Raw genomic sequence first — 19,343 nt, forward strand, 5'->3', positions numbered from 1 at the left:
CGGGGCTGATCGGGTGCATTGGCTTTCGACTTGCGTTCAGGCTGCGGGCCGTCTCTCTTGGGCAAACGCCGCAGCCGCAGGCTTTCGCAAACCTGCCCCACCCAGGACGAAGAGATGACCAACCACGCAAACGAAATCGCCCGCTGGCATGCCGCGCGGCTTGTGGCGCTGCAAGCGGCCGATGGCTGGCTGAACCTGACCGACCGGGTGGACCTTGTGCCGGGGCGACATCTCGTCGGGCAAGACGAGACCTGCGATCTGCGGCTCTCTGTCGGCCCCGCGCGGCTCGGCGTGCTGGAGCTGGCCGAAGACGGCGCCGCGACGCTTGACACCGGCGCGGGGCCGCGGCCCTTCGTGCCGGTGCCCGATGCGCCGCCACGACTGCGCACGGGCGATCTGCTGCTCGAAATCACCGATCTTGCCGGAAGCCGCGCCCTGCGCGTGCGCGATCTGGCCTCGCCCGAACCGGCGCGGTTTGCCGGGATCGAGCGCTTTCCCGTCGATCCGGCATGGCGGATCGTGGCGCAGTGGGAGGTGCTCGACACCCCCGAAGCCCGGGAGATCGACACCGTGGTGGGCATCCCCACCGAAGTGCGGCTCACCCATCGCGCCCGGTTCACCCATGACGGCCGCGAGGTGACACTGATCCCGACGCATTGGAAGGCGGGCAAGCCGATGTTCGTGATCCGCGATGCCACCGCGGCCAGCGAAACCTATGCGGCGGGGCGGTTCCTGATTGGCGAGGTGGAACAGGGCGGGCCCGAGGGCCGGGTGGTGCTGGATTTCAACAAGGCCTTCAACCCGCCCTGTGCCTTCACCGATCTGGCCGCCTGCCCGCTGCCGCCGCCCGAAAACCGCCTGCCCTTCGCCATCCGCGCGGGCGAGCGTCGCCCCGCCTGACGTTCTTTCCCGCGTGCCCCCGTCGTATCCGTGGTGGGGGCGATTACCCGTCCCGAAAGCACAGAGATCTGAACTGGTTGAAATTCGCCAGACATCCAGCTGAAAAATCTGGAAAATCTCAACGCGCCATGCAAGGGATCAAGGGCGTCCTTCCCGGGGGCCAGTCCTTTCAGACGAACGCCGAGACTGTGCAGGCATTCCACCCTCGGGCTGCGCGGCCCGCCATCTCTTGCGCTTTTCACGCTCGGCTTCCAGCTCGGCCTCATCCCAGTAGCCAATCAGGATGCCCGGATCGAGCAGCGGATCAAAGGCCTCGGCCGCTTCATCTCCGCCGCTGAACCAACCGTCGCTGACAGTGATGCGGTTTGCGGCAGCCCGATACCAGTCAAGCAGCGCCGCCGTCAGCCGGGCGACCGTCTCTGCCTGAGCCGGGTCGGCGCCGAGATCGGTCAGCTCGCCCGGGTCGGCGTCCAGATCGAACAGGATCGGACGGAACCCCGGCGCGGTGATCAGCTTGAACCGGCCATCGGTGATCATCACCAATCGGCAATCGCGCGGCTCGCCCACGAAGGCCAGCCCGCGGAGGCGCCCCATCGCAAGGCCCAGCGGGATCATCGTCAGCGCGGCCAGCGCAAAGCCCGCAACAGCGCGGCGCAGGGTGTGGCCGATTTCGCGGATCAGCCGCGGACCATCTTCCCAAAGCGCCCCTGCCACATCCAGCGGACCGGGGAACAGCGGCGTGGTCTTGACCAGGGCCACGATCTGCCATGCGCAGAGCGCAACCAGAAGAACGGCGGCGGGATGGAGCAGAAAACGTTTCATGCCGCCCTGCCCCGCTGCGCCAGATGCCAGCCCGCGACAAGACGATAGACCGAGCTGACGGTGAGGCCCATAAGGCTACCCAGCAGTCCGACCGCGAACATCAGCGCGAACACCTCGGGGATGCGGATGGCGAAGGCCTTTTGAAACAAAAGAAATCCGATGCCATCGCGGCCGGTGATCATCTCGGAGACGATCACCGCAATCAGCGCGATGGTGGTGGCATAGCGCACCCCCGCCAGAATCTCGGGCATCGCGGCGGGCAGGCGGATGTGCCAAAGCAGGCCCAGCGGGCCAAAGCCCGCCATCCGCCCCACCGAGAGCAGCACCGGGTTCGTCGCGGCCAGTGCCGAGACCGTGGCCAGATAGGGCGGCCAGATCGTCACCAGCACCACGACGAAGGCGTAAAGCTTCCAGCCAAGGCCCAGCGCAAAGACCGCCATCGGCACGACGGCGGCAGGCGGCACGGGTTGCAAGATCGCGGCCACCGTATCGAGGATGCGCCGCAGGCTCGGGGCGCCCGTGGCGGCAAGCCCCAGACCGATGCCGATCAGATTGACCGCGATGGCGCCCAGAACGGCAAGCGATCCGGTGTCGAACAGCGCCTGCTGCATCTGGCCGCGGGCGATCATCGCAAGGCCCGCCTGCACCACGGTGGCAATCGGCGGGAAATAGCGTTCGGGCACGACCGCGGCCCAGACCACCGCCTGCCAAAGCGCCGCCAGAAGCGCGAGCGCAAGCGCCGGGCGCAGGAGCGCGATCAGCAAAGACTGGCGGGGAAACGAAGGCCCGCTGCCGAATGCGCCACAGGAAAGAGAATTTTCTTCTGTCTCGCGCTGTGGTTGCAGACCGCGTGCCAGCCCGATGAGTCGGGATTTGCCGGCGAGGATACGGCCCCGCACCGTCCTCCGTGCCGCCCCGGAAACAGAACCGCCGCAACGATCCGAAAATCGCAGGCGCAGGGTTGGCGCGAGATCGTTTCGCTTTAGGTGTTGAAGATCGGGCAAGGCGGAGGGCCAAGCGATGCTGTTGTTCTTTCTGAACGTGGCGGGGGCGGCGGCGCTGCTCATCTATGCGGTACGCATGGTGCGCACGGGCGTCGAGCGGGCCTTTGCGCCGCAGCTGCGCCGGTGGCTGCGGGTCTCGGCGCGCAACCGTCTTGTGGCGGCGGGAAGTGGTGCCACGGTGGCGCTTCTGATGCAAAGCTCGACAGCCGTCGCCGTGCTGGCGGCAGGTTTCGTCACCGCCGGAACGATTTCGGCGGGGGTCGGGCTGGCCATGCATCTGGGCGCCGACATCGGTTCGGCGCTGGTGGTGCAGGCGCTGGTGCTGCGCCCCGTCTGGCTGGCGCCGCTGCTGCTTTTGATCGGTGTCGCAAGCTTTCTGCGCACACAGGAAAAGCCCGGGCGGCAGATCGGGCGCATCCTGATCGGGCTGGCCCTGACCTTTGTCGCGCTCGACATGATTGCCCATGCCAGTGCGCCAATCCGCGATCTGGCCGGGCTGCCTTCGGTCGCGGGCTTTCTGCAGCAGGATCTGGTTTCGACCTTCGCTCTGGGCGCTGCTCTTGCCTGGGTCATCCATTCCTCGGTCGCGGCGGTGCTGATGGTGATGGTCTTCGCGACGCAGGGGCTGCTGACGATCCCGGTCGCGGCGGCGCTGGTGCTGGGCGCAAACCTCGGCGGCAGCTTCATTGCCGTGATGCTCACGCTTGGCGCGGCGACCGGAGCGCGCCAGATGGTCTGGGCGAATGCGCTGGTGCGCGGCGGTGGCGCAGCGGCCTGCCTTGCCGTGCTGAACCTTGCGCCGCACGACTGGTCCTGGCTTGGCGCCGACCCCGGGCAACAGGTGATCAACCTGCATCTGATCTTCAACCTCGGCGTGGCGGTGATCGGGCTGGCGCTGATCCCGGCGCTGCTGTTCGTGCTGGCGCGGGCGATCCCGCAGCGCCCCGATCCGGCACTGTCGCAAGATCTCCCCGGCGCGCTTGATCCGGCCGCCCTGGCCGAGCCCGAACGTGCACTCGCCTGCGCCGCGCGCGAGGTGCTGCACATGGGCGAAACCGCCGAAGCGATGCTGCGTCTGGTGATGCCACTTTTCACCCGCTGGAACAGGACAGAGTCAGCCGCCATCGCCGAGGCCGAGCTGCGGCTCGACCGGATGCATGCCGCGACCAAGGCCTATCTGGCGCGGCTTGACACGCCGACCGAAGACCCGGAGCTGGCGCGTCGGGCGGCCGAACTTGTAGAACAGGCGGCGCATTTCGAAGCGGCAGGCGATGCGGTGGCGCGGATGAGCTTCGGCCTGGCCCGCAAACTTGGGGCCGAGGGGCTGACCTTCGCCCCCGACGACCGGCGGGAGCTGCAGGATTTCCACGATTCCGTGCTGACGACGGCGCAAACGGCTCTGCAGGTGCAGATGACGCGCAACCCGGCAGCCGCCCGCGATCTGGTCGCGCAAAAAGAAAGCGTGCGGCGACAAGAACAGGCGCTGCAACAGGCCCACATGGCCCGCCTGCGGCAGGCCAATCCCGAGAGCACGGCGACCTCAAACATCCATCAGGAGCTGCTGCGCGAACTCAAGCAGATCAACACCTGTTTTGCGATGGTGGCCTATCCGATCCTGACGGAAAGCGGAGATCTGCTGGATACCCGCCTGCGCCGCGCCTGACGCCTGCGTGCGACCAGAGCGATGCCGTCGCTTTCCCTTCCGGGCCTGGACCGCAATATCAGCGCTGGACGGACACGCCTGCGGAAGGCGGCAGGACAGAGCGGGTCACAGGATCTCGCCGCCATCGATCACCAGCGCCAGCCCGGTCACGAAGGAGGAACGTTCCGAGGCAAGATAGACGATGCCCTCGGCAATCTCTGCGGTGCTGGCCCAGCGCCCCATCGGGATCGTCTCGGCCACATAGGCTTCAAGCGCCGCGCGCCCGCCCATCTGGGTTTCGAACCCGGCATTGAAGGGCGTGTCGACAAAGCCCGGGCAAAGCGCGTTGAAGCGGATGTTTTCGCGCGCATAATCGGCCGCCATCTGGCGCACCATCGCCACCGCGGCATGTTTCGTCGTGGCATAGGAAATCATGCCGCGATCATATTGGCAGCCGGAATTCGAGGCGGTGACGATCACCGAGCCGCCGCCCTGCGCCCGCATCGGCGCCACCACCGCCTGCGCCAGCACGAAATGCGCTCGCACGTTCAGCGCCCAGGCCAGATCCATCTGCGCCGCGCTGACCTCTTCAAGCTTGCCGGGGATCTGGATCCCGGCATGCGAATGCAGCACGTCAAGGCGCCCGTGCCGCGCCAGCACCCCCGCAACCGTCGCCGCGATCGCCGCATCGTCGCGCGCATCGAGCCCGGCACTTTCCGCTTGACCGCCCGCGGCACGGATCGCCTCGGCGGTGGCGGCGGCAAGGCTGGCGTCCAGATCGGTCACCATCAGCCGCGCCCCCTCTGCCGCCATCGCGATGGCGCCCGCGCGGCCAATCCCCGACCCTGCGGCGGTCACCAGCGCGACCCGCCCGTCCAAGCATCCGGTCATTTCCTGTCTCCTATTGAGGGTTGGGCTTCTCGCCGCGGCGCAGGGTGATCTGCGCGATCACCAGCATCAGAAGGGACGCCGCCATCACCATCGTGCCGATGGCGTTGATTTCGGGCGTCACGCCGCGGCGGATCGACGAGAAGATGTAGATCGGCAGTGTCGTTTCCGACCCTGCGACGAAGAAGGCGATGATGAAATCATCGAAACTGAAGGTGAAGCTGAGCAGGAACCCCGCCAGGATCCCCGGGGCCAGAAGCGGCAGCGTCACCTGCCGGAAGGTGGCAAGCGGTCCCGCCCCCAGATCCGAGGAGGCCTCCAGAAGCGCGCGGTCCATCCCCTCGATCCGCGCCCGGACGAGGATGATCACCAGCGACATGGTGAACAGCCCATGCGCCGCGATCAGCGAGCCCGCCCCCATCGACAGTCGCCAGCCCGTCGCGCCTTCAAGCCAAGGGTTGACCGCGTCGAAAACGGTGACAAGGGCGATCAGCGTGGCAATGCCGATGACGATGCCCGGGATCATCACCGCGATATAGATCAACGCATCGAAGAGCGTGCGCAAACGCCCCTTCATCCCGCTCAGCGCCAGCGCGGCCAGCGTGCCGACGATGCTGGCCAGCACCGCCGAGGAGAGCGCGATCAGCGCCGAGGTCTGCAGCGCATCGAGCACGAAAGGGTTCGACAGCGCCCGTCCATACCATTCGGTCGAAAATCCCTGCATCTGGCTTGCGTTGCGTCCGGCCGAAAAGCTGAACAGCGCGATGATGCCGATCGGCAGGTAAAGGAAGGCATAGACGACGAAAGCGTAAAGTCTCATGGCGCCCTCACATCAGACCGACATCGTCGCGCGCCGCGCCGATGCGTTTGAGAAACCGCATGTAAAGCGTCACCGTGACCAGCATGATCGCCACCAGCGTCACGGCCAGCGCCGAGCCGAAGGCCCAGTTGCGCGATTGCAGGAACAGATCGACCAAGGCATTGCCGACGAAGAAGACCTTGCCGCCGCCCAGCATCTGCGGGATCAGATATTCCCCCATCAAGAGGATGAAGACGAGCATCGAGCCGGTCGCCACCCCGGGCAGCGACAAGGGCAGCGTGATCTGCAGGAAGCTGCGCCAGGGCGGCGCCCCCAGATCTCCGGACGCCTCCAACAGCCGCTTGTCGAGCTTTTCCAGACTTACATAGATCGGAAACACCATCAGCGGCAGATAGCCGTAGACGATGCCAACCAGAACCGCGAAAGGCGTGTTGATCAGGCGCAGATCGCCCAGCCCCAGATCAGACAGAAGCTGCGGAATGCCGCGCCCGCCCAGAAGAAAGATCCACGCATAGCTGCGGATCAGGATCGAGGTCCAGAACGGCACGATCACCAGCACCAGAAGCGTCGTGCGCCAGCGCGTCGAGACCCGCAAGGCCAGGAAATAGGCCAGCGGATAGGCGATCAGAAGCGCCGCCAGCGTTCCCGTCGGCGCCAGGATCAGCGTGTTCTGAAACGCCGTCCAGCGCGCACCGAGATTGGCATATTGCGCCAGGGTGAAGGCCGGGGCGTAGCCGCCCGCAGCCCCCCTTTCGCCGAAGGAATAGACCAGGACGACGACCAGCGGCAGCACCAGCAGCACCGCATACCAGAGCCCTGCCGGGCCAAGCAGGATCGCGCGCGCCATTCGTTGCGAGATCGCCATCTTTCCACCCTCAGGCCGATTTGAAGCGCGCCATCAGCTCGGCGCGGTTCGGGTCGGTCAGCGTCGCCGCTGCACCGAATTCGAGCGCATTGAGCAGATCGGCCGCCGGGTGCAGGATCGGATCATTCAGCAGCTCCGCCGGCAGCAGCGCATTGACGCGGGCATCGGCCACCGGGAAACCATGCGCCAGCGCCTCGCGCGCGTTCACTTGCGGATCGATCAGGAAATTCAGCAACGCATAGGCGGCGTCGCGATGCGGCGCGTTCTTCGGGATCGCATAGTAATCCGACCAGATCTCGCCGCCTTCCTTGCCCAGCGCAAACTGGATTTCGGGCAGGTCGCGGTTCATCTGCTTGCCTTCGCCGGTCCAGCACATCGTCAGCCAGGCATCGCCATTGCGCATCGGCGGCTGATAATCCGAGGTGATGGCGAACAGATGCGGTTTCACCTCGATCAGCAGCTTCTCGGCCTCGGCCAGTTCCTTCGGATCGACCGAGTTGAAGGAATAACCGAAATATTTCAGCGCATTGCCGATCGTCGTCAGCTGGTAGTCATGCACGATCGTGCGCCCCGAGAAATCGGTGCGGGTGACATCGAAGAACTCTTTCCAGCTGGTGAAGGGCGCCTTCGCCTTGCCCGAATCCCAAGCCATGCCGGTCGTGCCCCAGTTCTTCGGCACGGCATACAGCTTGCCATTGACGGTGCCTGCCTCGGCAAAGCGCGCCTCGAAGGCCGCCGCGTCGTAATTGGGCAGCTTCGTCAGATCGAGCGGCTCGATCAGGTCGGCCTCGACATAGGTGGTGATGGTGTAATTCGTCGGCACGAACAGATCCCAGCCCGAGCCGCCCGCTTGCAGCTTGGCCAGCATTTCCTCGTTCGAGCCGAAGACATTGACCTGCACCGCGGCGCCGGTCTGATCGCGGAAGATGTCGAAATTCGCCGGATCATGATAATTCGGCCAGGTGGCCAGAATGACGCGGTCGCCGATGTCGTCGGCAAAGGCGCGGCCGGGGCGCAGCATCGGCAGCGCGCCGCCCAGAACCGCCATGGCGGTGCCAAGGCCCGTCACGCCCAGAAAGTGGCGGCGGGTGACCGATCCCTTGCGGTAACGGTGCAATTCTTCCATGAACTTCTGCCGGGTGATCGGCGTGTCGTCAGTCTTCATGTGTCGGATCCCTTGTTGGAGAGGTCAGTCCTGGCCCAGGATCAGGCCGGAGCCCGGATCCCAGAGAACGTGGAGCACCGTGCCCACGCCTGCGCCCGGCAGTGCTCTTTCGGCCTGTCTGGGCAGCATGACCTGCAACGCCCCGAGAACCGGATGCGCCAGCAGATATTCGATATGTTCGCCAAAGAAGGTCATGTGCGTGACCGTCGCGGCGATCGCGGGCACGCCCGGCTCGGGCGCCAGTGCCAGCCGCAACGCCTCCGGGCGGACTGCCACCTCGACCGTCGCACCCGGAGTGGGGACGAAAGGCGCGGCAACCTCGACGGTCAGTCCGCCCGACAACTCGACCTGCGCCCGTCCTGCGGTTGTCGCGCGAATCCGCGCGGGCAGGATGTTGGCGCGGCCGACGAAATCGGCGACGTAGCGGTTTGCGGGCGTGTCATAAAGCTCGCGCGGGGTGCCGATCTGCATGATCCGGCCTTTGCCCATGATGCAGATCCGGTCCGACATCGACAGCGCCTCCTGCTGGTCATGGGTGACCAGAATGAAGGTGATGCCAAGGCTGCGCTGCAAGCTGAGCAGTTCCATCTGCATCTCGGCGCGCAGCTTGGCATCCAGCGCGGCCATTGGCTCGTCCAGAAGCAGGATCTTCGGTTCGTTGACGATGGCGCGGGCGAGCGCCACGCGCTGTTGTTGCCCCCCCGACATCTGCCAGATCCGGCGCGGACCGAAATCGCCCAGCCGCACCGTCTCGAGCGCCTTTGCGACACGCCGCGCGATCTCGTCGCGGGGCATTTTCGGGCGGCGCTGGCGCAACCCGTAGGCCACGTTGTCGGCCACCGTCATATGCGGGAACAGCGCGTAATGCTGAAACACCATGTTGACCGGGCGGCGATGCGCAGGCTCGGCGGCCAGTTCGCGCCCATCGATCAGGATCGTGCCCTCGGTTGGCGTCTCGAAACCCGCCAGCATCCGCAGCGCCGTCGTCTTGCCACAGCCCGAAGGGCCAAGAAACGACAGGAACTCGCCCTTTTCGATCCGCAAATTCAGATTGTCGGCCGCCAGAACGTCGCCGTAGCGCTTGGTCGTATTGACGAATTCGGCAATAGCCGCACCAGCGCTGACGGCGTGATGACCCGTCGCATAAATCATTCGTTCGTCTTTCCCTGTTGGTCAGCCCTTTTGGCAGGCTATCCCGTGTTTTGGAAAAATCTTACGCAACGACGGCTTTGCTGTATATATCACAAAAAGCATATCGGCAGCACAGGATCAGGAATGCAGGGGGAATGGATCACCGCGAGCGCGCGCGTTGTCGAAACTCTCGGCTCTCCCGATTTCGCCCCGGCGCTGATTGCAGCGCTGCGCACCATCGCCCCCTTCGAGCACAGCGTAACCTTCGCCTATTTCAAGGATTTCCGGCCGATTGCGCTGCATGACGAATTTCCGGACTGGAAGCGTCAGGTGATGGTTGCCGATTATCAGGCCGGGCCCTACTTGCTTGATCCGTTCTACCTGCACTCGCTTGCGCCGGTCACCCCGCGGCTGGTGCGCTTGCGCGATCTGGCGCCGGACCGGTTCTATCAGGGTGAGTATTTCCGCAACTATTACGTTCAGACAGAACTGGCCGAAGAGATCGGCTTCATGGTCGATGCGAAGGATGGCGTCAGCATCGTGATTTCTGCGATGCGCGCAACGCGCGTGTTTTCCGCGCGGGAATTCAGGGCGTTGCAGGACGTCTTGCCATTCGTCGCGGCCGCCGCGAGACGCAATTGGGAAGGACTGTCGCACCGCTTCGCCGAGCAGCAATCGCCGTTGCAGGGGCCACGGCTTGCCGATCTGATCGAACGCGCCTTCCAGAATGTCGGCCGCAACCTGCTGACTTTGCGGGAACGTGAGATCGTCGAATTCGCGCTCAAGGGCTATTCCGCCGAGGCCACCGGACAAGCCCTCGGAATCTCGCCGGGAACGGTCCGAATTCACAAGCGCAACATCTACAGCAAGCTGCGCATCAGCTCGCAAGGCGAGTTGTTTTCCCATTTCATCAAGGCGCTGTCAGATCTGGAATGATCCTGGGCCGGGCCCGGCAGGGCAACCTGCACGCAGGGGCAGCGGCGAGACTGCGCATCTCGACGCCCCCCTCTCTCTTCGCCTCCGCCAGATTGTGACCGACACAACGCCATGCCTTGTCGCGGCCTGTCCGCAGGACCAGTTTGGCCGCAAAGGCGCCCGGAGGTCCACATGCGAAACACCCATCCCATCCTTGATGCCATCGAGCTGCACCGCGACGATCTGACGGCGCTCGCGGACCGCGTCTGGGGCACGCCGGAGCTGCTTTACGGCGAGTTTGCCTCCTGCGCGGCACATGCCGAGGTGCTGCGCGCCAAGGGCTTTCGCGTCACCGAAAACGTCACCGGAATTCCCACCGCGGTGATGGGCGAGGCGGGCGACGGCGGGCCGGTGATCGCGATCCTTGGCGAATATGACGCCCTGCCCGGCCTGAGCCAGGTGGCTGGCATCGCCGAACCGAAGCCGGTGGTCGAGGGCGGCAACGGCCACGGCTGCGGCCATAACCTGCTGGGCGCGGCCTCGCTTCTGGCGGCCTGCGCGCTGAAGGACTGGCTCGCCGCCACCGGCACGCCGGGCCGGGTACGCTATTACGGCTGCCCCGCCGAGGAGGGCGGCGCCGCAAAGGCTTTCATGGTGCGCGACGGCGCCTTTGCGGGGGTCGATGCCGCGATCACCTGGCATCCCGATGGCATGACCCGCGTCGATGACCCCGAAAGCCTTGCCAATACCCGGATGGATTTCAGCTTCACCGGCCGCGCCAGCCATGCCGCCGCGACGCCCCATCTTGGCCGCTCGGCGCTGGATGCGGTCGAACTGATGTCGGTCGGCGTGAACTACCTGCGCGAGCACATGGTGAATGGCGCGCGCATCCATTACGCCTACATGGACGCGGGCGGCACCGCGCCGAATGTGGTGCAGGCCCGCGCCAGGGTGCGCTATTCGATCCGCGCGCTGGAGCTGGCCGACATGCTGGCGCTGGTCGAGCGTGTGAAGGACGTGGCCCGGGGCGCGGCGCTGATGACGGGCACTTCGGTCGACTTTCAGGTGATCTCGGCGGTGTCGAACAACCTGGTGAACGAGGTGATGGACCGCGCCATGCAGCAGGTGCTGGAAGATCTGGGCGGCGTGCCCTTTGATGCCGCCGACCGCGCCTATGCCGAGGCGATCCGCGCGACGCTGAGCCCGACCGACCTCGAGGCGCCCTGGCGCGTCGTGGCGCAGGAGCCCGCCGCGGCGCCCTTGTGCGACTGGATCGTGCCGCTGCGGCCGGGCGGGGACAAGATGATCGGCTCGACCGATGTCTCTGACGTGACCTGGGCAGTGCCCACGACTGAGGTTCTGGTGGCCTGCCATGCGATCGGCACGCCGGGGCATAGCTGGCAGCTGACCGCGCAGGGCAAATCCGGAGCGGCGCACAAGGGCATGACGCATGCGGCCCGGGCGATGGCGCTTCTGGCCGAGCGGCTTTTGACCGATGCGGAGCTTCTGGCGGCGGCGAAGGCCGAACATGCCCGCCGTCTGGCGCGCACGCCCTATACTAGCCCCCTGCCCGCCGATCTTGCCCCGCCGCTGGTGCCGCGCCCCGTCTGAGCCCCGGTCTGAACGGCGTCAGGCGACGATCTCGCACAGCAGATCGCAGAGCCGCGCGGCCGCGGTGCGGATCTGCGCCTCGTCAAAGGCGGTATAGCCAAGCACGAGGCCCTGCGGCGGATCGGGCAGCTGCGCAAACTCCGACAGCGCCTTCAGCGTCAACCCGCGGTCGGCCCCGCGCAAGACGATCTCCGCATCGGAGCTGCGCGCGCGCAGCGGGGCGGCAAGCGGCGCCACCAGATGCATGCCGGAGGCATCGGGGCGCAACTCCAGCAGCCCGGCCACCGGCTGCAAGGCCTCGATCAGCACCGCCTGCCGCGCCGCATAAAGTCGGCGCATCCGCCGCAGATGGGTGGCAAATTCGCCGCTCGCCATGAAGGCCGCAAGCGCGGGTTGCGGCAGCAGCGACGCGCGCGGCCCGCCCTGCGCCAGATGGCTCCGCACCTTGCCCACAAGCGCTTCGGGCACCACCAGATAGCCGATCCGGAGCCCCGGGCTCAGCAGCTTCGAGAACGAGCCGGAATAGAGCGTCGCGCGCAGACCGTCGAGCCCGGCAAGGCTTGGCAGCGGTTGGCCGCGATAGCGAAACTCGCCATCGTAATCGTCCTCGACAATCAACCCGCCCGTCGCGCGCGCCCAGCCCAGCAGGGCAAGACGCTGGGGCAGCGCCATCGCCACGCCGGTCGGATAATGCCGCGAGGGGGTGACGATCACCGCCTGCGTGCCTTGCGGAATCGCTGCCGGATCAAGCCCTTCGCCGCCGATGCGCAGCGGAAGCGGCCGCGCCCCGAGGCGGCCCAGAAGCGCCTGCACCACCGGCCAGCCGGGGTCTTCCAGCGCCACCAGAGCGTCCGGCGGCAAAAGCGCATGGCACAGGATCTCGGTCACGTCGCGCGCGCCCGAAGTGATCACCACCTGCTCGGGCGCACAGACAAGGCCGCGCCAGACCCCCAGATGATCGGCAATCGAGGCGCGCAGCGGATACCAGCCGAAGGGATCGGCCCGGTCCAGCAACGCAGCCGCGGGCGCCCGCCAGACCCGTTCGAGATGCCGTGCCCAGAGCCGGTGCGGAAACAGCCGCTGATCGGGCAAACCGGGCAGGAACGGCAAGACTGGCTCGGTGTGCCGCGCGACCGGCGGCACGTTCGGCGGTGGCGAGGCGAGATGCGGCAGATCCTCGGCCACGAAGGTGCCCGCGCCCGGGCGCGTCTGCAGATAGCCCTCGGCGATGAGCTGGTCATAGGCGGTGGTCACGGTGAGCCGCGAAATCGACAGCTCGCCCGCCAGCGCCCGGCTCGACGGCAGCCGCCGCCCGGCAGCACCGCCGCGCAGGATCAGCGCCCGCAAGGCATCGGTCAGCTGCAGATGCAACGGCCCGCCGCCGCGGGAAAGCGTCAGCCCGAACAGCGCAGCCTCGAAAGTGGATCTGTCTTTTTTATCCGGATTGGCCATGTTCCCATATCCACTATCGCGTTAGGCCCGATACAGCAACGAATTTGGGAGACACCGATGAGCGAGAGCCTTGCCCTGACCGAACGCAGCCGCCTGCGCCGCCTGCACGACCGTGGCGCCCATGACCGCGCCACCATTGATGCCATCCTCGATGCGCAACCGCTGTGCTCGGTGGGCTATGTGATGGAGGGCAAACCCTATGTGACGCCCACGCTGCAGTGGCGCGAGGGCGATCATGTCTACTGGCATGGCTCCTCGGCCAGCCGCGCGCTGCGGGCGGGCAAGGCCGCCGAGGTCTGCCTCTCGGTCTCGATCCTTGATGGCTTCGTGCTGGCGCGCTCGGGGTTTCATCACACGGTCAATTCGCGCTCGGTGACGCTGTTTGGCACTGCCTTCGTGGTCGAGGATCCGGCCGAGAAACTGGCCCGACTTGCGGCTTTCGTGAACCATCTTTTCCCCGGCCGCTACGAGGGGCTGCGCCCCGATCATCCGCAGGATCTGAAGGGCACGATGGTGCTTGGCCTGCCGATCACGGAAGGCTCGGCCAAGCTGCGCAGCGGCGGGCCGAATGACGAGCCGGAAGATTATGCCTTGCCGATCTGGGCCGGTGTGGTGCCGGTGTCGCTGCAGATCGGCGAGCCGATCCCCCGATCCGCGCAACCTGCCGGGCGTTTCCGTGCCCGATCACGCCCGCAAGCCGCGGATCGGCTGACCCTGTAGCCGATTGGTCTTTCGTGCCCGGCTTGCGACGCAGCCGGGCACGCATGCTTTTTACGCCTGCGCGACCTCGGTGATCCACGTCTCAAGCAGCCGAACCCCGAAGCCGGTGCCGCCGCGACGGGCGAGCGGCAGGTCTTTCTCGGCGAGTTCCTTGCCCGCGATATCAAGATGCGCCCAGCGACAGCCGCAGGTGAACTGGCGCAGAAAGGCCGCCGCATGGGGCGCGTCGCCATCGTGCAGATCGGCGGCATGCTGGCGCAGATCGGCCAAGGGCGTGCGGAGTTCAACCTCGTAGGCCGGATCGAGCGGAAGCCGCCAGAACCGCTCGCCCACGCGCTCCCCCGCCGCCAGAAGCTCTGCCGCCAGGTCATCATCGGTGGCGAAAAGCCCGGCGAAGACATGGCCAAGCCCCTGCATCACCGAATAGGTCAGCGTCGCCAGATCGACGATCACCCGCGGCGCGTGACGGCTGGCCGCAAGATAAAGGATGTCAGCCAGAACCATCCGGCCTTCGCAGTCGGTGTCATAAACCTCGACCGTCTTGCCCGACATCGTGGTGACGATATCGCCGGACTTGTAGGAGCTGCCCGAGAGCATGTTCTCGGCAATGCCCAGAACCCCCACGACATGGTCCTTGCTGCCCTGCCGGGCCAGCGCCAGCATCGCGCCGATGACGGCCGCGGCGCCGCTCATGTCGGCGCGCATGCCGAACATCTGCGGCCCGGTCTTGATGCAGAGCCCGCCCGCATCGAAACAGATCCCCTTGCCGACCAGCGCGACGGGCGCCTCGGGGCTGCCCTCGGGGCGATAACGCAGGGTGATCACCCGCGGCTTGCGCGCCGAGCCCATGCCGACGGCGAGCACCGCGTTCATCCCCTGACGCGCCAGCTCGTCGGCGTCCATCACCTCGATCGCGATCCCGGCCGCGGCAAGCGGGCCAAGGTGATCGGCGAAATTGTCGGGATGCAGGTGGCTTGCCGGGAAGTTCACCAGATCGCGGGCGAGCGTCACCCCCTCGGCCACCGCATCCATGCGGGCGAGCGCGGCATCGGCCTCAAGATCGGTGGCAAGGGCAAGCTGCAGCGTGAAGGGCTGATCGGCGCGGCCCATCAGGGGGGAACGATAATTGCCAAGCCGCACCCCGTGGACGAGCGCGGCAAGATGCGTGGCGGCCTCGGGGCCCTCGCCATCCTGCACCAGCGTCGCGGCGTCTTCGCCCAGGGCCTCAAGATGGCGCGCAAGGGCCACCCCGGCCCGGTTCGCCGCAAGGGGCGTCAGCGCCTCGGGGGCGCCAAGGCCCAGCACGATGATGCGCGCGCAGGCGAGACCCTGCGGCGCGAGAATGTCGAGGCAGGCCCCCTCGGCGGCCTTGAACCGCGCCGCGTCCAGCGCCCGGCGGATCGCGCCGTTCGAGGCTTCATCCAGCGCCGCGGCCCGCGGGCCAAGGGCGAGCGACGCGGTCAGCGGCAGGATGACGACGCGGGTATCGGGCATCGGGCCGGTGGAGCGGGAAACGGTGACGGGCATGGCGACCTCTGACGGTTGAAGGGGATGACGGGCCGGAAAGGCTCAGTCCTCGCGCACGAAATGGCCGGGCGAGGCTTCGCGGTAGCGCCGTTTCGGTGGCACGAAGCCCAGATCGCGGATCGGGTTCATCAGCTCCGACGGCGGCTGGCTGCGGCGCAGATGGCGACGCGCCGGATCGGGGATCGCCACCGCGTCGATCAACCGGCGCGTATAGGGATGCAGCGGGTTTTCCATCACCGCCGCGCGCGGCCCGATTTCGACGATCTCGCCTTGATACATCACCGCGATGCGGTGGCTGATCCGTTCCACCACGGCAATATCATGCGAGATGAAGAGAAAGGCGATGCCGGTGCGTTCCTGAATGTCGAGCAGCAGATTGACCACCTGCGCCTTCACCGACACATCCAGCGCCGAGACCGATTCATCGGCGATGATCACCTTCGGATCGAGCATCAGCGCGCGGGCAATGCAGAGCCGCTGCCGCTGCCCGCCGGAAAATTCATGCGGGAAGCGTTCCAGCATCGCCGGATCAAGCCCAACCTGCCCCATCAGCCGCGCCGCCTTGGCACGCGCCTCAGGGGCGCTGCCCATGCGGTGTTCGAGGAACGGCTCGACCAGCGCCTCGCCGATCGTCATGCGCGGATTGAGGCTGGCCAGCGGGTCTTGCGGGATCATCTGGATCTCGCGCCGTTGCAGCCGCAACCGCCCGGCATCCAGCCCGAAGAGCTCGGTCTCGCCCAGCCGCACCGAGCCCGAGGACTGCCCGGCCGCAAGGCGAATGATCGCCCGCCCGGTGGTCGATTTCCCGCAGCCGGATTCGCCCACCAGCGCCAGCGTCTCGGCCGGGTGGATCGCGAAGGACAGGTTTTCGACCGCATGCACGCGGGCCACCTTGCGCCGCAACAGCCCGCCGCGCACATCGAACCGCGTCACCAGATCGCGTACTTCCAAGAGCGGGGCCGTGAGGTCGGGCTGACGGGTCAGCGGCGTGCCCGGCGTGGCTTGCCCGGTGGCAATGTCGATCACCGGAAAGCGCAGCGGCACCGGCTCGCCCGCCATCGAACCAAGCGCCGGAACCGAGGCGAGAAGCGCGCGCGTATAAGGCTGGCGCGGGGCGCGGAACACCTGCTCGGTCGGGCCGTCCTCGACCACGTCGCCGCGCAGCATCACCACGGTGCGATCGGCCATTTCCGCGACCACCCCCATGTCATGCGTGACGAACAGCATCGCCATGCCAAATTCGGCCTGCAACTCCTTGAGAAGCGACAGGATTTCGCCCTGCACGGTGACATCGAGCGCGGTTGTCGGTTCATCGGCGATCAGCAGTTTCGGCCGCGAGGCCAGCGCCATCGCAATCATCACCCGCTGCCGCATGCCCCCCGAAAACGCATGCGGATAATCGCCCAGCCGGCGCGCCGCATCGGGGATGCGCACCCGTTCCATCAGCGCCACCGCCGCCTTGCGCGCCTCAGCCAGCGGCATCGGCCGGTGGCAGGTCAGCGCCTCGATCAGCTGATCGCCCACGGTGTAGATCGGGTGCAGGCTGGTCATCGGCTCCTGAAAGATCATCGCGGCGCGCTGGCCGCGGATCTTCGCCACCATCTCGGCCTCGGAAAGTGCCAGCACATCATGGCCGTCGAGCGTGATGCGGCCCTCGATCCGGCTGTTCGCGGGATCGAGCAGACGCATCAGCGCAAGCGAGGTGACGCTTTTGCCCGAGCCGGATTCGCCCACAAGCGCCACGGTTTCCCCCGCCGCCACATCAAGCGAGAGGCCGTTCACCACCCGGGTCCAGCTTTTGCGCGCGCCCGCAAAGGAGACGCGCAGATCGCGCACGCTCAGGATCGGCGCGGATTGGAAAGAGGCTGTCATTTGCGCCGCATCCTCGGATCAATCAGAATGCACAGAAGGTCGACGACGGCATTGGCCAGCACCACGAAGAACGAGGCGTACAGCACCGAGGCCATGATCATCGGCAGATCCAGCGCCTTGAGCGCCTGATAGGTCAGCCGCCCCACGCCGTTGAGGCCGAAGACGACTTCGGTCAGCACGGCCGCCCCGCCGACCAGCACGCCGAAATCCATGCCGAACATGATGACGACGGGAATGATCGCGCTGCGGGTGGCGTGCTTGAGCAGAACTTGCCGCGCCGTCAGCCCCTTGGCGCGGGCGGTGCGGATGTAATCTTCCTGATAGGTCTCAAGAATGCCGGTGCGCAGCATCCGCCCGTAAAGCCCGATGTAAAGGAACGCCAGCGTGAGCCACGGAAAGAACAGCGCCAGAGCCCAGCGCAGCGGGCTTCCGGTGAAGGGCACGTAGCCCAAGGGCGGCACCCAGGAAAAGGCCCAGGTGTCGTGAAACCGGCTCTGGGTGATCAGGTTGACCATCTCGCCGACCCAGAAGACGGGCATGGCGACGGCCATCATCGAGACGCCCATCAGGATCTTGTCGGGCCACCGGTCCTTGGTGGCCGCGGCGAGGATGCCGGTGACGGCGCCGAGCGCCATCCAGAGCACGGCCGCCCCCGCCACGAGCGACAGCGTCACCGGGGCGGCGGCGCGCAGCGCGGGGACGATCTTTTCGCCGCGATTGACGAAGGAGGTCAGATCGCCGGTGATGAACATCTTGCGCATCATCACCCCGTATTGCACCCAGATCGGCCGATCGAGGCCGAAATCATGGCGCACGGCGATCACCGTTTCGGGCGCCGCATTGCGGCCCGCAATGCGGGCGGCCGGATCGGCGCCGGGGGTGGCGAAGAAGATCAGGAAGGTCAGGATGCTGATCCCCACCATCACCACCGTCATCCGCGCAAGCCGCGCCAGAACTGCCGCCAGCATCAGCGCCCCCGCACGGATTTCGGATCAAGGATGTCGCGCAGCACGTCCCCGAAGAGGTTGAGCAACATCACCGTCACCATGATCGCGATCCCCGGCGCCATCGAGACGACGGGGCGGGAATAGAGCAGCGCCTGCCCGTCCTGCAGGATCGTGCCCCAGCTGGCATTCGGCGCCTGCACGCCGACCGACAGGAAGGACAAGGAGCTTTCGGTGACGATGTTGAGCGCCATCAGCATCGGCGCGAAGACGATCAGCGTGGTGGCGACATTGGGCAGGATGTGACGCCAGAGAATGCGCGAGGGCCGGATGCCAAGGCCGCGCGCGGCGAGCACGAATTCGCTGTTGGTGATGGCGATCACCCGGCCGCGGACGGGCCGTGCGACATAGGGCACATAGACGAGCCCGATGATCACGATCGGCACGATCAGGCTCGATGACGACAGGTGGATCGGCCCGAAATCAAAGGTTTTTCCGAGCATCACGATCGAAAGCGAGATCGCCAGCAGATAGACCGGAAAGGCCCAGATCATGTCGATCAGGTTCGACAGAACCGTATCGACCACCCCCCCGGCATAGCCCGCGACGATGCCGACAAGCGCCGCGCAGACGAGGCACAGAAGCGTCGAGGCCCCGGCGATGAAGAGCGAATTCTGCCCGCCATACAGAAACCGCGCCGCCACGTCGCGGCCCTGGTTGTCGGCGCCAAGGAAATATTGCGGCCCCCATGTCGGGCCGATCGGGGTGACGCCAAGGCCCAGCCCCTCGGTCGAGCGCACCATCACCGGCGAGCGCTTGCCGTCGATCAGGATCTTCGCGCTCAGCCCCGAGCGGAACGGGTCAGTCTTGGCGACATATTTCGCATAGACCGGCGCAAGCGCCATCGCGAGAACGATGAACAGGATGCCCAGCCCCGACAGCACTGCCGTGGGGCTGGAGGCAAGGCCGGTGAGCGCACGCCGCCACGGGCCCGCGGGAGGGGGCAGATCGCCCCCGGCCGATGCGGCCGGAGGCGGGGTGGTGAGATCAGCTGTCATATCCGGG

At 66.6% G+C, this 19,343-nt stretch carries 17 protein-coding genes; 5 read left to right on the forward strand and 12 right to left on the reverse strand.

Annotated features, from left to right (window positions below; genetic code table 11):
• Positions 1 to 114 precede the first annotated feature (114 nt).
• A complete protein-coding gene (locus ACTTAI_RS12995) occupies positions 115 to 900 on the forward strand; it encodes a DUF1684 domain-containing protein (protein WP_444451970.1) in 786 nt (261 codons plus the stop codon).
• A gap of 138 nt (positions 901 to 1,038) precedes the next feature.
• Here ACTTAI_RS12995 and ACTTAI_RS13000 read toward each other — a convergent pair whose 3' ends face one another.
• Both ACTTAI_RS13000 and ACTTAI_RS13005 read right to left on the reverse strand, forming a co-directional pair.
• Positions 1,039 to 1,722, reverse strand: coding sequence for a hypothetical protein (locus ACTTAI_RS13000; protein ID WP_444451971.1), 684 nt, complete (start codon positions 1,720 to 1,722; stop codon positions 1,039 to 1,041).
• Complete coding sequence (locus tag ACTTAI_RS13005; RefSeq protein ID WP_444451972.1) at positions 1,719 to 2,486, reverse strand: ABC transporter permease; 768 nt, start codon at positions 2,484 to 2,486, stop codon at positions 1,719 to 1,721. The genes ACTTAI_RS13000 and ACTTAI_RS13005 overlap by 4 nt, the downstream gene beginning before the upstream one ends.
• A 256-nt stretch (positions 2,487 to 2,742) precedes the next feature.
• Between ACTTAI_RS13005 and ACTTAI_RS13010 the strand changes: the two genes are divergently transcribed.
• Positions 2,743 to 4,389 (forward strand): Na/Pi cotransporter family protein, encoded by a 1,647-nt coding sequence (locus ACTTAI_RS13010; RefSeq protein WP_444451973.1) that lies wholly within the window; start codon positions 2,743 to 2,745, stop codon positions 4,387 to 4,389.
• Between the two features lie 105 nt (positions 4,390 to 4,494).
• Here the strand turns inward: ACTTAI_RS13010 and ACTTAI_RS13015 are convergent, their stop codons facing one another.
• Genes ACTTAI_RS13015 through ACTTAI_RS13035 form a run of 5 tightly spaced genes read right to left on the reverse strand, consistent with a single transcriptional unit; the run spans position 4,495 to position 9,258 of the window.
• Complete coding sequence (locus ACTTAI_RS13015) at positions 4,495 to 5,259, reverse strand: SDR family NAD(P)-dependent oxidoreductase (RefSeq protein ID WP_444451974.1); 765 nt, start codon at positions 5,257 to 5,259, stop codon at positions 4,495 to 4,497.
• Positions 5,260 to 5,269: 10 nt separating this feature from the next.
• Positions 5,270 to 6,076 carry an ABC transporter permease gene (locus ACTTAI_RS13020; RefSeq protein ID WP_444451975.1) on the reverse strand — a complete coding sequence of 269 codons (807 nt, stop codon included), beginning with the start codon at positions 6,074 to 6,076 and terminating at the stop codon, positions 5,270 to 5,272.
• Between the two features lie 7 nt (positions 6,077 to 6,083).
• On the reverse strand, positions 6,084 to 6,941 hold the full coding sequence (locus ACTTAI_RS13025; RefSeq protein WP_444451976.1) for an ABC transporter permease: 858 nt from the start codon (positions 6,939 to 6,941) through the stop codon (positions 6,084 to 6,086).
• Between the two features lie 10 nt (positions 6,942 to 6,951).
• Positions 6,952 to 8,106, reverse strand: coding sequence for an ABC transporter substrate-binding protein (locus ACTTAI_RS13030; RefSeq protein WP_444451977.1), 1,155 nt, complete (start codon positions 8,104 to 8,106; stop codon positions 6,952 to 6,954).
• 24 nt (positions 8,107 to 8,130) lie between these two features.
• Complete coding sequence (locus tag ACTTAI_RS13035; RefSeq protein ID WP_444451978.1) at positions 8,131 to 9,258, reverse strand: ABC transporter ATP-binding protein; 1,128 nt, start codon at positions 9,256 to 9,258, stop codon at positions 8,131 to 8,133.
• Here ACTTAI_RS13035 and ACTTAI_RS13040 point away from each other — a divergent pair.
• On the forward strand, positions 9,238 to 10,173 hold the full coding sequence (locus ACTTAI_RS13040; protein ID WP_444455763.1) for a helix-turn-helix transcriptional regulator: 936 nt from the start codon (positions 9,238 to 9,240) through the stop codon (positions 10,171 to 10,173). The genes ACTTAI_RS13035 and ACTTAI_RS13040 overlap by 21 nt on opposite strands.
• A 171-nt stretch (positions 10,174 to 10,344) precedes the next feature.
• On the forward strand, positions 10,345 to 11,763 hold the full coding sequence (locus ACTTAI_RS13045; protein WP_444451979.1) for an amidohydrolase: 1,419 nt from the start codon (positions 10,345 to 10,347) through the stop codon (positions 11,761 to 11,763).
• 18 nt (positions 11,764 to 11,781) lie between these two features.
• On the opposite strand, the gene pdxR is transcribed toward ACTTAI_RS13045, so the two are convergent.
• Positions 11,782 to 13,215: a MocR-like pyridoxine biosynthesis transcription factor PdxR gene (gene pdxR, locus ACTTAI_RS13050; protein WP_444451980.1), complete on the reverse strand. Its 1,434-nt coding sequence runs from the start codon at positions 13,213 to 13,215 to the stop codon at positions 11,782 to 11,784.
• Between the two features lie 57 nt (positions 13,216 to 13,272).
• Here pdxR and ACTTAI_RS13055 point away from each other — a divergent pair, with 57 nt between their 5' ends.
• Positions 13,273 to 13,935, forward strand: coding sequence for a pyridoxamine 5'-phosphate oxidase family protein (locus tag ACTTAI_RS13055; protein WP_444451981.1), 663 nt, complete (start codon positions 13,273 to 13,275; stop codon positions 13,933 to 13,935).
• Positions 13,936 to 13,986: 51 nt separating this feature from the next.
• Here the strand turns inward: ACTTAI_RS13055 and ACTTAI_RS13060 are convergent, their stop codons facing one another.
• From ACTTAI_RS13060 to ACTTAI_RS13075, 4 genes are read right to left on the reverse strand one after another with little or no spacing between them, the layout of a single operon-like run.
• Complete coding sequence (locus ACTTAI_RS13060) at positions 13,987 to 15,462, reverse strand: leucyl aminopeptidase family protein (protein WP_444451982.1); 1,476 nt, start codon at positions 15,460 to 15,462, stop codon at positions 13,987 to 13,989.
• Between the two features lie 42 nt (positions 15,463 to 15,504).
• Positions 15,505 to 17,334: an ABC transporter ATP-binding protein gene (locus tag ACTTAI_RS13065; protein WP_444451983.1), complete on the reverse strand. Its 1,830-nt coding sequence runs from the start codon at positions 17,332 to 17,334 to the stop codon at positions 15,505 to 15,507.
• Complete coding sequence (locus ACTTAI_RS13070; RefSeq protein ID WP_444451984.1) at positions 17,331 to 18,302, reverse strand: ABC transporter permease; 972 nt, start codon at positions 18,300 to 18,302, stop codon at positions 17,331 to 17,333. Before ACTTAI_RS13070 ends, ACTTAI_RS13065 begins: the two co-directional genes overlap by 4 nt.
• Positions 18,302 to 19,336 (reverse strand): ABC transporter permease, encoded by a 1,035-nt coding sequence (locus tag ACTTAI_RS13075; RefSeq protein WP_444451985.1) that lies wholly within the window; start codon positions 19,334 to 19,336, stop codon positions 18,302 to 18,304. Before ACTTAI_RS13075 ends, ACTTAI_RS13070 begins: the two co-directional genes overlap by 1 nt.
• Positions 19,337 to 19,343 lie beyond the last annotated feature (7 nt).

The organism is Rhodobacter capsulatus (assembly GCF_052363175.1).
Lineage (GTDB): Bacteria > Pseudomonadota > Alphaproteobacteria > Rhodobacterales > Rhodobacteraceae > Rhodobacter > Rhodobacter capsulatus_D.

Bases quoted from the DNA above. Each gene is read 5' to 3' on its own strand.
- ACTTAI_RS12995 (WP_444451970.1), top strand. From the start codon at position 115: ATGACCAACCACGCAAACGAAATCGCCCGCTGGCATGCCGCGCGGCTT.
- ACTTAI_RS13000 (WP_444451971.1), bottom strand. From the start codon at position 1,722: ATGAAACGTTTTCTGCTCCATCCCGCCGCCGTTCTTCTGGTTGCGCTC.
- ACTTAI_RS13010 (WP_444451973.1), top strand. From the start codon at position 2,743: ATGCTGTTGTTCTTTCTGAACGTGGCGGGGGCGGCGGCGCTGCTCATC.
- ACTTAI_RS13015 (WP_444451974.1), bottom strand. From the start codon at position 5,259: ATGACCGGATGCTTGGACGGGCGGGTCGCGCTGGTGACCGCCGCAGGG.
- ACTTAI_RS13020 (WP_444451975.1), bottom strand. From the start codon at position 6,076: ATGAGACTTTACGCTTTCGTCGTCTATGCCTTCCTTTACCTGCCGATC.
- ACTTAI_RS13025 (WP_444451976.1), bottom strand. From the start codon at position 6,941: ATGGCGATCTCGCAACGAATGGCGCGCGCGATCCTGCTTGGCCCGGCA.
- ACTTAI_RS13030 (WP_444451977.1), bottom strand. From the start codon at position 8,106: ATGAAGACTGACGACACGCCGATCACCCGGCAGAAGTTCATGGAAGAA.
- ACTTAI_RS13040 (WP_444455763.1), top strand. From the start codon at position 9,238: ATGACCCGTCGCATAAATCATTCGTTCGTCTTTCCCTGTTGGTCAGCC.
- ACTTAI_RS13035 (WP_444451978.1), bottom strand. From the start codon at position 9,258: ATGATTTATGCGACGGGTCATCACGCCGTCAGCGCTGGTGCGGCTATT.
- ACTTAI_RS13045 (WP_444451979.1), top strand. From the start codon at position 10,345: ATGCGAAACACCCATCCCATCCTTGATGCCATCGAGCTGCACCGCGAC.
- pdxR (WP_444451980.1), bottom strand. From the start codon at position 13,215: ATGGCCAATCCGGATAAAAAAGACAGATCCACTTTCGAGGCTGCGCTG.
- ACTTAI_RS13055 (WP_444451981.1), top strand. From the start codon at position 13,273: ATGAGCGAGAGCCTTGCCCTGACCGAACGCAGCCGCCTGCGCCGCCTG.
- ACTTAI_RS13060 (WP_444451982.1), bottom strand. From the start codon at position 15,462: ATGCCCGTCACCGTTTCCCGCTCCACCGGCCCGATGCCCGATACCCGC.
- ACTTAI_RS13065 (WP_444451983.1), bottom strand. From the start codon at position 17,334: ATGACAGCCTCTTTCCAATCCGCGCCGATCCTGAGCGTGCGCGATCTG.
- ACTTAI_RS13070 (WP_444451984.1), bottom strand. From the start codon at position 18,302: ATGCTGGCGGCAGTTCTGGCGCGGCTTGCGCGGATGACGGTGGTGATG.
- ACTTAI_RS13075 (WP_444451985.1), bottom strand. From the start codon at position 19,336: ATGACAGCTGATCTCACCACCCCGCCTCCGGCCGCATCGGCCGGGGGC.